This window comes from Paenibacillus sp. FSL K6-3182 (assembly GCF_037976325.1).
GTDB lineage: Bacteria > Bacillota > Bacilli > Paenibacillales > Paenibacillaceae > Pristimantibacillus.
Genome location: NZ_CP150265.1, coordinates 2,086,167 through 2,100,239 on the forward strand (window position 1 = coordinate 2,086,167; position 14,073 = coordinate 2,100,239).

Annotated in this window: 6 protein-coding genes; 4 read left to right on the top strand and 2 right to left on the bottom strand. The window is 45.5% G+C overall.

The window, feature by feature from the left end; genetic code table 11:
- Positions 1-6 precede the first annotated feature (6 nt).
- Positions 7-8,568 carry a carbohydrate binding domain-containing protein gene (locus tag MHH56_RS09070; protein WP_339207823.1) on the top strand — a complete coding sequence of 2,854 codons (8,562 nt, stop codon included), beginning with the start codon at positions 7-9 and terminating at the stop codon, positions 8,566-8,568.
- A 250-nt stretch (positions 8,569-8,818) separates the two neighbouring features.
- Positions 8,819-9,790 (top strand): class II fructose-bisphosphatase, encoded by a 972-nt coding sequence (gene glpX, locus MHH56_RS09075; RefSeq protein WP_339207824.1) that lies wholly within the window; start codon positions 8,819-8,821, stop codon positions 9,788-9,790.
- 668 nt (positions 9,791-10,458) lie between these two features.
- Here glpX and MHH56_RS09080 read toward each other — a convergent pair.
- Positions 10,459-11,139 carry a TIGR00266 family protein gene (locus MHH56_RS09080; RefSeq protein WP_339207825.1) on the bottom strand — a complete coding sequence of 227 codons (681 nt, stop codon included), beginning with the start codon at positions 11,137-11,139 and terminating at the stop codon, positions 10,459-10,461.
- Between the two features lie 174 nt (positions 11,140-11,313).
- Positions 11,314-11,853, bottom strand: a complete 540-nt coding sequence (locus MHH56_RS09085) for a phosphatidylglycerophosphatase A (RefSeq protein WP_076271639.1) — start codon at positions 11,851-11,853, stop codon at positions 11,314-11,316.
- 131 nt (positions 11,854-11,984) lie between these two features.
- On the opposite strand from MHH56_RS09085, the gene MHH56_RS09090 reads away from it, so the two are divergent.
- Both MHH56_RS09090 and rph read left to right on the top strand, forming a co-directional pair.
- Entirely contained in the window at positions 11,985-13,037 is a 1,053-nt protein-coding gene (locus MHH56_RS09090; RefSeq protein ID WP_339207826.1) for a GerMN domain-containing protein, read from the top strand.
- A gap of 292 nt (positions 13,038-13,329) precedes the next feature.
- Entirely contained in the window at positions 13,330-14,067 is a 738-nt protein-coding gene (rph, locus tag MHH56_RS09095) for a ribonuclease PH (RefSeq protein ID WP_339207827.1), read from the top strand.
- Positions 14,068-14,073: the final 6 nt, after the last annotated feature.

Genomic DNA, 14,073 nt, shown 5'->3' on the forward strand with positions numbered 1-14,073 from the left:
AGAAGCATGAATAAACGGTTTATCTCCATAATATTGGTGTTCATGATGCTCACAAGCAGCTTGCCGGCTGTCAGTGCGGCGACAGCCACAGATGAGAAGGGAACGGCACATTGGGGCGAGAAAGTGCTGGAAAAATGGATTTCTAAGGGGATGCTTAGCGGATATCCGGATGGGAGCTTGCAGCCTGATCGTCAAGTAACGAGAGCTGAATTTACAAAGCTGGTCCATGCTATCTTTCAGTTTGAAGCTAAAGGCTCGAATACCTTTACTGATGTAGCCGCTGACGCATGGTACAGCAAGCAGGTTGCTGCTGCGTTGGAAGCTGGAGTGATTACCGGTTACCCGGATGGCAGCTTTAAGCCTGACGCACCACTTACGAGGCAGGAGGCTGCGAAAATAACAGCTGAACTGTTTAAGCAGGCTGCGGTAGATGGGAATCAGCTAGCTAGCTTTACGGATTATAAACAAGTACAAGCTTATGCAAAAGTACCGTTAGAGCAGCTGCTGGCAGGAGGATACATAACGGGTTATCCGGATCAAACCATTCGGCCGAAAAAACCGATTACTCGTGCTGAAGCCATCACATTGCTTGATAGAATTGCTGGTGAAATCATTAATGCAGCCGGCTCCTATGAGAATTTGAAAATAGCCGGAAATGCTGTCGTAAATACAGCGGGAGTAAAGATCAACAAAACTGTTATCGATAAGGATTTGTTCTTAACGCAGGGAATTGGCGAAGGCGATGTCTTTTTAACGGATGTGGATGTGAAAGGAACGGTCTACATCAATGGGGGCGGAATCAACAGCATTCATTTTATAAATTCGAAGCTGAATAAGCTTATTGTGAATAAACCTGCTGGAAAAGTACGCGTCGTACTCACAGGCTCTTCGCAGGTGCAGCAGCTTATTGTGGAAACGGGATCTGATGTACAAATTGATGCTGGAGCAAGCAGTCAATTACTTACGATTTCGGATACAGCTGAAGGAACGGCAATTCAGGTAAAAGGTACTTTAAATCAAATTGTTAATACAGGTTCAAGCACGACATTAAATGGAAATAGCTTAGGCAAAAGCAGTGATGTCACTGTTCAGAACGGAATTGTAAAAACAGGACAACCGACTGGCTCAGGTCAAAGCGGTGGTGGCGGTCAAACGACTCCGCAACCAACTCCAACAGCAGCACCGACAAACTCACCGACACCTTCGCCTACGACAGAACCGACGGCGACACCAACAACAGCACCTGTAGATGAATGGGAGCTTGTATGGAATGATGAATTTGATGGAAGTGGCGACAACGTTGATACAAACGGCGTTAACCTCGACAAATGGGCTTATCAGTTAGGCACAGGCTCTCAATATGGCCTTGATGGCTGGGGGAACAATGAAGAACAGTATTACCGCTCCGAAAACATTAAGGTAGCGGACGGGAAATTAACGATCACCGCTGATGATGATGGTTTTGGCGGCAAGAAATATACATCAGGCAGATTATATACAGAGCCTACCTTTAATAAAACGTATGGAAAATTTGAAGCTCGCATGAAGCTGCCGGTAGGTAATGGCATCTGGCCTGCCTTCTGGATGATGCCGAAGGATAGCGAGTATGGGGTTTGGGCTTCATCTGGAGAACTCGATATTATGGAAGCGCGCGGCCGCTTACCGGAAAAAGTCGGCGGTGCCATTCATTACGGTAAAAACTGGCCGGCAAACAAGTCTAAAAGTGCAGATTACATTTTTGGAGAAGAAACGGATATTACTGACTATCACACTTACGGTGTAGAGTGGGAGCCTGGTGAAATTCGCTGGTATGTTGACGGACAATTATTCCAGAAGCTTAATAATTGGGATAGCTGGGGAGCAGATCAACCTGCAAAACATGCGTTTCCCGCTCCGTTTGATAAGCCGTTTTACATGATTTTGAACTTGGCCGTTGGCGGTAATTTTGACGGTGGGATAACACCCGACCCATCACTGCTGCCAGTGAAAATGGAAGTCGACTATGTTCGTGTCTATGAACTAACTGGCAGACCGTATAAGACGCCTGTAGAGCCTAGCGTCGACTCAGAGCCATATCCAGATCAATATAAAGAACCGATTGCAGGTAATTTTATTCATGATAATAGCTACAGCAAGCCGTTCACAACCATTGCTGAGGCGAATCAAGCTTTAGATACGAATTATTGGAATTTTGTACATGTAAGCACATTCCAAGGTAACGGCTCGATTTCTGTTGAAGCTTTAAATGGTGTAAATTATGCCAAGGCGGATATTACGAGCAGCGGGAATGCCATACATGCGGTTCAACTCATTCAGAATGTAACGCTTGGTAAAGGCAGATGGTATAAGCTTACTTTTGACGCTAAATCGAATGCAAATCGAAATGCGACCGTCAAATTTGGCGGCGGGGAAACACGCGGCTGGACGACTTACTCCGATATTATGGATGTAAAGCTGACAAATAATATCCAATCCTATGAAATGATATTCCAAATGGGTGCCGAGACGGATACGCTGGCTAGACTCGAATTCAACCTTGGACTAAGCACGAATCCGGTCTGGATCGGCAATGTGAAGGTTGAAGAAACCGCTTCCCCAGATCCGTTTCATGATAACGACCCTAAAGAGCCGTTGAACGGCAATCATGTGTATAACGGCAGCTTCGACCTAGGTCGAATCGATCGTCTGACTTATTGGAATTTCAATAAGGCTGGAGGCAACGCTGCAGCATCGGTGAATGCTGACACTAGAGAACTTAAAATATCGAATCTTGATGGCGAAACAGAGCCGAAGTCGATCTCGCTTACGCAGTCGGGTATCAATCTACTGAAAGAAAACGATTATAAGGTAACATTTAAGGCTAGAGCAGCTTCTGCACGCTCCATTCAGATTGGTGTGTACAAATCAGATGGTACGGCCTATGCCGCTCCAGAGACGATCTCGCTTGCCTCCGAGATGAAGGAGTATACATTTCAGTTTGCGATGGAGCAGTCTAATGACGTTAATGGACAATTGGTATTTTTATTAGGCGGCCATCAGGCTGACATTTATTTAGACGATATTAAGATGATTCGATTGACTAACAACAACACGGGCGAATTGGCGCTGGCAGATCAATTTCCGGTGAAAAATGGCGACTTTTCGAGTGGCAAGGTGAGTTGGAGCGAGCATGTGCAGGGACGTTATGACGGATGGGGCTCAAGCGCGGACTTTAACGCTCAGAACGAAGAGCTAAAGATTGCGATTGCGAGCGAAGGTGTTAATCCCTGGGACGTCATGCTGATGCAAAATAATATTAATCTATTTAAAGGCAAAACGTATACGGTGACGTTAGATGCAAGTTCATCCAAAAACCGTGAAATGGAAATTGTTATTGAAGTAGGCAGTACGCGTTATTTGTCCAAAAAGGTGCAATTGACGCAGACGAAACAAGCGTTCAGCTACGAGCTGCTTGTTCAGAGCGACATTACGCCGACGTTTAAGCTGCTGCTAGGTAAACTGGACGGTGCAGCTGTGATAGGCGAGCATGATGTATTTGTTGACAACATACATGTGGAGCAGCAGGATGCACGAAGTAAAGCCTTCTTGGTCCAAAATGGATATTTTGATGCAGGAATGCAGGATTGGAGCACACATATTCAGGGCATTTATGATGGCCCCTCGAGAGCAGCCATTACAGATGACAATGGTGCGGTGAAAGTCGCGATAGCGAACGCTGGCTTGAATGCGTGGGATATTGTTTTGCAGCAGGGCTCATTGGCGCTAGTTAAAGGCAAAACGTATGTCGTTACCTTTTTGGCCAGAGCAACTTCGCCGCGAACCATTGAAGCGGTTGTTGAGAACAGCGCTTATAATCGTTTCTTAAATGAAAAGGTGCAGCTTGATACGGTTACTAAAAAGTACAGCTACGAGTTCACTATGGCCAAGGATGACAACGCAACCTTTAAACTGCTTTTTGGAGTGCAGCCTGATGCTCCTTCTGCGGCACATGACGTATTTATCGACAATGTGCATCTTGAACTGAAAGGAGCTAAGGAAGCAGCAGGCGAGAAGGCTCGCAGCTCAAATGATATTATGCTGCTGCTTCCTCCAGTAATTTCAAAAGATGTATCCGATAATGAATTGGGTCAAAATATCGACATTACCTTTAATGATAATGAGGCTTGGAGAAATGCGATAACTGATGTATTTGTCGATGAATTGAAGCTTCCTAAAGAAGCGTATCAGCTTGCCTCAGGAAAACTAACAATCGATAAGACCCAATTCAGTGCAGTTAAATCATACACGATCACGATTAGGTCAACTGGTTATGAGCTTGCTCAAGTGATCCAAAGTATTCAAGAGAAAAACATATGGAGTCTCGTATGGAATGATGAGTTTGACAGTGTAGGAGATAATCTGGATACAAACGGAGTCGATCTTGACAAGTGGGCGTATCAGCTTGGCAACGGCAGTGAGTATGGCGTAGGCGACTGGGGCAATAACGAGCTGCAGTTTTATAAGAAAGAAAATATAAAGATAGAGAATGGCCAAATGATTATCGAAGCCAAAAAAGAGAATTTTGGCGGTAAACAATATACGTCAGGCCGGCTTTGGACCAGTCCAACCTTCAGCAAAGCTTATGGCAAATTCGAAGCGCGGATTAAGCTCCCTGCGGGTCAAGGCTTATGGCCGGCGTTTTGGATGATGCCGAAGGACAGTGAATACGGCGGATGGGCTTCCTCAGGTGAAATTGACATTATGGAAGCTAGAGGACGAGTGCCAGGTGAAGTTGATGGTACCATTCATTTTGGCAAAAATGCTCCTAATAACAAAATTACTGGTGCGCAGTATGAATTTCCGCAAGGTGAGGACATCACGGGTTACCATACTTATTCTTTAGAGTGGGAACCAGGTGAGCTGCGCTGGTATGTGGATGGGAATTTGTTTCAAACGCTTAATGATTGGAATAGCTGGGGAGCAGATCAACCCGAAAAATATGCTTTTCCAGCACCATTTGATAAGGAGTTTTACATTATTCTCAATCTAGCTGTAGGAGGCAATTATGACGGTGGGTTGAAGCCTGATCCTTCCTTGTTGTCAGCTCAGATGGAGATTGACTATGTGCGTGCTTATGAGCTTACTGGCAGACCTTACAAGGTGCCTGTTGAACCGATGCTTGTAAAGGATTCGTTCCCGCAAAACGGCAAAACAGCTATAGATGGCAATTTCATTTATGATCCTGCCTATACTCATGGCATTAAGAACATCACAGTAGAAAATCCGGTGATAGATATAAATTACTGGAATTTCCTTCATGGCGCTGAATTTGGCGGAGCGGGTGAGGTTTCGGTTGATCAGATTGACGGGTCACCATTTGCCAAAGTAGACATTTCGAATGGCGGGAATGTGCCATATTCCTTGCAGCTTGTCCAGTATGTGACGCTTGTTAAAGGTCAGGCCTACAAAATTAGCTTTGATGCAAAGGCATCAGCGCCGCGCAGCATGAGCTTGAAGTTTGGCGGTGATGCGAACAGCGGCTGGGGAATTTATTCCGACAACTTTGAAGCATCCTTGAAGGATCAGGTCGGTCATTATGAGTATCGCTTCCTCATGACTGACAAAACAAATGCTGCTGCGAGGTTGGAATTCAATTTAGGTCAAAACGTAAATGATGTGTGGATCGGAAATGTTCATTTAGAGGAAATCGATGAGTTAATTGAACCAAGTGCTGCAAAAGCTCCACTGAATAACGGCAATCATATTTACAATGGAGGTTTTGATCTAGGGACGATGGATCGTCTGCTCTATTGGAACACAAAAATAACGGATTCGGCTATTGCTGACATCAGTGTAGATCCATTATTGCGCAGGTTAAACGTTAATATTTCTGATGGTGGTACTAATGCTTCGTCTATAAAACTAACCCAACAGGGCATTAATCTGCTGCAAAAGGATTCGTATGAGCTGACCTTTGATGCAGAAGCTTCGGCCGCTCGGACCATTACCGTACAGCTTAAGAGCAAGGACGGATCAACGATTTATTCAGGTCCACACGCGATTCAGCTAGATACATCGAATAGTTCGCATAAGCTCTCATTTACGATGCCTCCTAACGTAACAGACGAGGAAGCGCAGCTTGAATTTTTGCTAGGCGGCAGCAACGCTGGGGTTCAGCTGGATAACATTAAGCTTATTCGCACAACAAATTTGAACGTTGATTTTACAGGCGTCGAGTTGTTTCCGCTTAAGAATGGAGATTTCTCCAATGGGCTAAGCGGCTGGGAGCCGTTTACGCAAGGAGGTACAGCAGCATTCATGGAATCGAATGGAGCTGCAAAAATAGCGGTAACAAACGTAGGAGGGGAAGCCTGGAACGTGATGTTTAACCAGTCGAACCTTAAGCTTTCCAAGGGGATGACGTATGTGCTCTCTTTTGATGCGAGTTCGACGGTAGCACGCGACATCGAAGCGGCTCTCGAAAATGCTGGTTATACACGGCGTTTTTATACGGGACCTTTGATGCTGACACCTTCGATGCAGCATTTTGAATTTACATTTAAGATGATGACCGATGATAATGTCGCTCTTAAATTTTTACTTGGCAAAACTCCAAAAAGTGCAGCTGCACCGCATGACATTTTCTTTGATAATGTTGTGCTGGAGGTGAAGGATGCGCCAATGCTGCGCCCGCCAACCTTAATACCAGATAAAACGGATAACCTAGTAGGGAACGCGGTAGAAATCCGTTTTGTAGAAAACGAAGCATGGAGAACGGCGATTAGTGCAATTGAAGTGAATGGAGCTGTACTTGCTGGTGCAAAGTATACGCTTCAGCCTGGCAGCATCGTGATTGATCAATCTGTTTTTGCAAGCGATCAATTATATACGATTAATGTCAAATCGACGGGCTTTGCCGATACAAGTGTTAATCAATTAATGCTTGCAGCAGATGGAAACCTTGTTCTAAACGGTGGAATGACGAATGGGTCAGCTAACTGGGTGCATTGGTTTGGTGATGGAGGAGATTCGAAATATACACCTAAAGATGGTGTTGCCCAAATCGACATCTATTACCATGGGGGCATGCACCCAGAATGGAATGTTCCTGTCGGCTGGTCCACACAGTTCAACCAAAGCGGAATCAAGCTAGAGGCAGGTAAATCCTATGAGCTTTCCTTTAACGCATGGTCAACGGTTAATCGTCCGATTGCAGTGGAGCTGGGTGGATATAACAACACTGAAAGCGTACATTTTAATCTGACTGGTGATTCAGCTGCTGTTTATAAGAAAAGTTTGCGGCCAAATAGCAACGTGGATATGACTCTTAAGTTTTTGCTTGGCAACGTCGTAAATGGTGCTTTTGTTACGCCTGATGGTGAGCATACGATTTACATTGATAATGTCGCTATTCGTGAAGTGGCAGCACCACCGGTATTAGTGGCCGATTCGACTGAAAACAAAGTCGGACAGACAATTGAGCTGACATTTGCAGACTCCCCTGCTTGGCGTGCCGCAATTACGCAGCTTACGATTGACGGTGCAGCTGTCCAGAGCAGCAGCTACACGGTTGAGGCAGGTAAAATCAAGCTTAATGCAGATTTATTTACAAGTGTCAAAACGTATCTCATCACCGTTGCCGCAGCTGGATACGGCATCAGCGAGGTGCAGCAGCAGGTGAAGACGGCTGCCGCAAACATTGCTCTTCATAAAGCTGCTGCTGCATCATCAGGCAATCAACCAGCAGCTAACGCTGTAGATGGAGCGGGCAGTACGAGATGGGAGTCAGAGTCAACAGATCCTCAGTGGCTTTCTATTGATTTAGGCGCAGTCTATAAGCTGGAAAGTGCTGTTCTGAGCTGGGAGGGAGCATATGGAAAAGCTTATAAGCTGCAAGTATCCTCGGCGGCAGCGCCTGGAGAAAGCGACTGGACGGATGTATTTACAGAAGCCGCAGGCAATGGCGGTCTCGATAACATTACATTAAACGGGCAAGAAGCAAGGCATATTCGAATGGTTGGATCTGCTAGGGGCACCAATTACGGTTATTCCCTGTGGGAGTTTGAGGTGTACGGCACATGGGTAAGCGGCGGCGAAGGAGGAGGAAACGGAGGCAATCCGGATCCTGGAACCACTCCGAATCCAGTGCTAGTGAACTTAGCGCTTAACAAGCAAGCTGTTGCATCAAGCTTTAATGCCGTCTTTCCTGCTCATTTGCTAACAGATGGCGATAAGGGTACAAGATGGGAAGCAAAATGGAGTGACAATAATACAGCTCCGTATCATGCAGAATGGTTTTATATTGATTTGGAAAAAGTTCATTCCATTAATAAAATCATTTTGACTTGGGAAGCTGCTTATGGAAAAGCGATCGATATTCAAGTTGCTGCAGCAGGAAGCGACTTATCGGAAGGAAGCACAGATTGGAAGACGGTACATTCCTTGAACCGAGAATTGAAAGCAGAAGACTTTGTTGAAACAATCACCCTTGCAAGCAGTGCGGAGGCTAGATATATTCGTATTTTAGTGACAGAAAAAGGTCTTCCTCCATATGGTCCATCACTTTTTGAGATTGAGGTTTATGAATAACTGTTTTATTTAGAGTGATAAAGAGAGCATGCTTCTACAGGGAATCCTGTGAAGTATGCTCTTTTGTCTTTTTGACGTACAATGGTTGCTCTTAAGGCAAACTATTGTTTATTAATGATGATTTAATGAAGAATGGTAAATATATATTGCGACATATATAAATATATGTTACATATTAAATAACGGAAACGACCTCAACATGTGTTCTAATTATTTATTCCGTCATATGAAAGCAAAGGGAGACTGGATCATGGAGAGAGAATTAGCATTAGAGCTTGTACGTGTAACGGAACTGGCTGCGCTCGCATCGGCGCCTTGGATGGGAAGAGGCGATAAGAATAGCGCTGATGGAGCAGCAACATCTGCGATGCGCTCCATGTTTGATTCAGTGTCCATACGCGGTACTGTCGTCATAGGCGAAGGGGAAATGGATGAAGCGCCGATGTTGTACATTGGGGAGGAAGTAGGAAGCTTGAATGGCCCCGAGGTTGACGTAGCGGTTGATCCGCTTGAAGGTACGGAAATCGTAGCCAAAGGACTTAACAATGCAATGTCCGTGCTTGCAGTCGCAGGAAAAGGCCAGCTTTTGCATGCTCCTGATATGTACATGGAGAAGCTCGCTTTCGGTCCTGCTCTTGTTGGCAAGCTGTCGATAACTGATCCGATGGATGTAACGCTCCGTAAAGCGGCTGACGCTTTAAACAAGAAGGTTTCGGATTTAACGGTTATGATTTTGGACAGGACGCGCCATGAAGCGATCGTCAAGGTGCTGCGCCGCGTGGGTGTGCGTATAAAGTTTTTGTCGGATGGTGACGTTGCAGGCGCGATGGCACCTGCATTTCCTGAAGCAGGCATTGATTTATATGTAGGCTCAGGAGGAGCGCCAGAGGGTGTACTGGCTGCGGCAGCGCTGAAGTGTTTAGGCGGCGAGCTGCAAGCAAGGCTGATGCCGGCGGATAGCAACGAGTACAATCGCTGCGTGAAAATGGGGATAGAAGATCCGTATCGCGTGCTTACGATGGAGGATATGATTGGAACGGGCGATGTTTATTTTGCAGCAACAGGCGTTACGCCAGGAGAGTTTTTGGGCGGAGTTCAGTATTTTCCTGACGAGAGGGCAGAAACGCATTCCATCGTAATGCGCGCTAAGACCAAAACGATCCGATTCGTACGTGCTATGCACTATTTGCCGAATAAAACATTTTTAAATAATGATAAATAATTATGAATGGTGTTGTCGGCCGCTAGGCCGACCACCATAGAAATAACTTTCTAATAATACAATGAGCAGAAAGAATATAATTCAGCTGATTGGAAATTAACGGACATCAGATCCGTTATTTGCTTGGAATCCACTATTTTTAAGGATCTAACGGACCTACAGTCTCTTATTTGGCTTCAAAAGCCATGATTATGCTTCAATTTATATAAATAACGTATCTGATGTCCGATAGAATTGTATTTGAGCTATATTTACCATAATAGCGGAACCTATGTCCGTTAGTGGTGCGAGCGAGCTTAACTAGACTATCCACATTAACTCCGACAAACCCAAGCCCCCAAGCCCCCCACCTATAACTAATATCGATACTGAGCTCGATACACTACAGTTACTCTTCATTCGATGAGCGAGATGCATATTACTGAAAAAACTCCCGTCAATTCTAGTACATCCCTCCTTTAGAGTAGATGTTGTCGAATAAGCGGGAGTTTTTTAAGTAAACCCATAAGACGTCCGTCACTAATGAGATTAGCGGAGGGTTTTCCTGTGAGGTGGCTGCTTACTTTTAGTGCTTCATTGTGTGTAAATGCTCACACAGCTGAACGGGCCTTCTTCCGTAAAAGTAACTCAAATGCTAAGTAGAAGTGCTAATGTTGACTATTAGTACGTTAGTTGCCGCCTGGTATGAACTTTTTCAACCAAGTTCCAAAGCTGGATGGATTGCGAGTTTGGATCAGAACGACACCTTCACCGCGGAAGCGGCATACGAGACCCTCGCCGCTCGTGATGCTGGATAACCAGCCTTTAGACGCTTTTTCTATCGTATAGTTCATATAGCCCGGCCAAGCAACTAAATGACCGTTATCGATGATGACTTCTTCGCCATGGCTCAGGTTTAGAGCATGGATCGCGCCATATGAGGAGAGAAACACTGTGCCTCGGCCGCTGATTTCTACAATAAAGAAACCTTCGCCCGATAAGAGTCCCTTGCCTAGGTTTTGCATTTTTGTATTGACTTCTATGCCGCTGGTGCCAGCTAAGAAACCGTCCTTTTGTACATAAAGCTTATAAGAGCCGTCGAGTTCAATCGCTTCAATATCTCCGAGAGAAGGAGGGGCAAGGTGGACTTCACCTTGACCCCGATTTGCTGTCATCTCTTGGAAAAAGAACGTCTCTCCGCTTAACATTCTACCGAGCCCACGCATAAACCCGCCGTCTGTTGTCCCTTTAAGATCAATAGTAGGTGACATGGACACCATTGCACCCATTTCGGCTTTTACGCTCTCGCCCGGATTGAGCTTCACCTTCAGCATGGCAAAGGCGCCTTTATAAAAAATATCATAGTTCATGTATTAACCTCCTCAAAGGTTTTACCTAAGCAATATCTACTTCGCCTCCATCGCATCAAGCTCGCGATGTAAAACTACGCTTCGCCTCCATCGCATCAAGCTCGCGATGTAAAACTACGCTTCGCCTCCATCGCACTAAGCTCGCAATGTAAAACGAAGCTTCGTAAATTCCGTTTAGTCAAGCGGAGGCTGTGTCACACCTTCGCGCTCTGCTTGTCTGCGATGAGCCATCCGACTTGCTGCCGAGGCAGCGATAGCCCCAACGATATCGTCCAAAAACGTATGGATTTCTCCGTCGGTTTTGTCGTTCAGCTTGACCAAAATGCCGGGCTTCAGCTTATCGACATATCCGAAATTCGTAAACCCGATGCTTCCATACACATTGACAATGGACAATGCCAAAATTTCATCGCAACCATAAAGACTTTCGTCATGCTTGATCATATCCTGCAGCGGAGCCATAAGCTTGCCTTCCTCGGCGAGGATATCAAGCTGGATGCCGGTCAAAACGGCATTTTGCACCTCGCGCTTCGATAGGACGGCATCAATATGGACGATACAATCCTCTGGCGTTAAGCCAGGGAAATAGTCTTTTTGCAAAAAATGTACGAGCTCGGCGATAGCCAGCTTTGTTACTCCGCGTTTGAGGAGCCATTCGTCTGTAGCCTCAGCCACTTTGCGGCTGTTGAGGCTATAAGTTTCGGGATTGGACATGTTTTTGTTCCCCCTTAGGATTTTATGGACAAAACTGGTCTAAAAAAGGGAAGGGCTCGTATACATAGTACTACAAATAAGGAGTTGTACAAAGCCGCTAGGCAAAACTTGATTAGGGAGGAAAGGTCAATATGATTCAAAAAAGATGGATTAGGGGTGCTGTACTTTCGGGGGTTCTCGTGCTGCCCATTCTTACTTCGGGTTGTGGTCTGTTTTCCAAGCAGACAAGCCAATCAATCGATCCGCCACAGGTTGAGGTTAAGGATGGAGTAGAAGGTGCAGAAACTGGACAGGCAATCGGAGTTGGCGAAGAAGCGCAAATGACAGTATACCTTGAAGATCGTAACGGTTATTTGGCTCCAATCTCACTTCAGACCTCGCTCGGAGCGAATGAGCAAGCCGCACAAAAGGCACTGGAAATGATGGTCGAGAATGGGGCGTACGCGAATCAGCTGCCTGAGGATTTCCGCGCAGTTATCCCGCAAGGCACTCAAATTAAATCGTATAAATACGATAAAGAGCAAAAGCTTGCTAAAGTTGAATTTTCTGAGCCGTTCAGTGACTATAATCCACAGGACGAACGTACTATCGTTGAAGCGATCACATGGACTCTGACAGCTATGCCAGGGATTGAAGGCGTAGAAATTTGGTATGAAGGCGCTAAGCTGCCAGAAATGCCACAAGACGGCTTCCCGCTTGACAATACGCTGACACGTTCAGTAGGCATTAATATCGAAGCAGCAGACGGTGTGAACTATGCGCAATCAACGCCTGTAACGCTATACTTCTCCGCTCAAACGTTAAACGACGAACAATATTATGTGCCCGTTACTAGACTAGTTGCTCGCTCGGAGACTCCAACGAAAGCAGCGCTGGAACAGCTCATTTCGGGCCCGCTTAACAAAAAAGAGTTGACCAGTGTAATCATTCCGGATGTACAAGTGAAGGATGTTGTACAGGAAGGTGATGTTGTCACTGTAGATTTGCAGGATGAAGCGTATCAGCAAGGTCAGAAGCTTCCGACCGAAATGCTTCAGGCACTTGTGCTTTCTATAACTGAAAATACGAAAGCAGCAACGGTTCAAATTAAAGTAAATGGAGAATCTAACTTTACGGACGAAGCGAACAACTCTTATAGCGAGCCTGTAGGCAGACCGCATCATGTCAACGCTATTAAGTCATAAGAGATAACTCCGGAATGTACAAAGAGGCCGATCAAAAGTGAACGCTTTTGAAAAGCCTCTTTTGTGCATTTATTAGCATGTATTAGGTCTGAACGGTCTATTTTAAACAGAAGCAAACATGCAAAAAACTTCCACTGATCAGCTGAATTTGTACAATCATGACCGCTTCACTTTTCTTTTTCACGGGCAGCGGATGCAATTCACAGGTTACTTTGTTAAAATAGGAAAGATTGCAGGATGGGATACTTTTGTTTTCTAATCGAAAAACGCTAGCACTCAGGAGGAAATTAGAATGAGAAACGATGGTCGGCAACCGAACCAGCTTCGGCCGGTAACCATAACGACAGGTGTCAATAAATACGCAGAAGGATCGGTTCTCATCGAGGTTGGAGAGACGAAGGTCATTTGTACAGCGAGCGTGGAGGATAGAGTACCTCCATTTATGAAAGGGCAAGGCAAAGGCTGGATTACAGCTGAATATGCAATGCTGCCTCGCGCAACACATACACGCAATATTCGTGAAGCGGCTAAGGGGAAGCTGACAGGACGGACGATGGAAATTCAGCGCCTCATTGGTCGTGCATTGCGTTCGGTCATTGATTTGCAAGCACTAGGTGAGCGGACTATTACGCTTGATTGCGATGTCATTCAAGCCGATGGCGGTACTCGTACGACATCTATTACAGGTGCGTTTATCGCGCTTTCCATTGCAATTAACAAAATTTCCGAGAAGGTACAATTTGCAAAATATCCGATTACAGATTTTTTGGCGTCGGTAAGTGTAGGCGTCATTCAAGAGAGAGCGCTACTTGATCTGAACTACGAGGAAGATTCCAAAGCTAAGGTAGATATGAACGTTGTTATGACGGGCAGCGGCAAGTTTGTTGAGGTGCAAGGAACTGGCGAGGAAGCACCATTTTCGCGCGATGAGCTTAACCAATTGCTGCAACTTGGAGAAGAGGGTATTCACGAGTTGATCAGCAAGCAAAAGGATATTCTCGGTCCTTTGGCGGCGCGAATCGGAGGTTAGTATTCT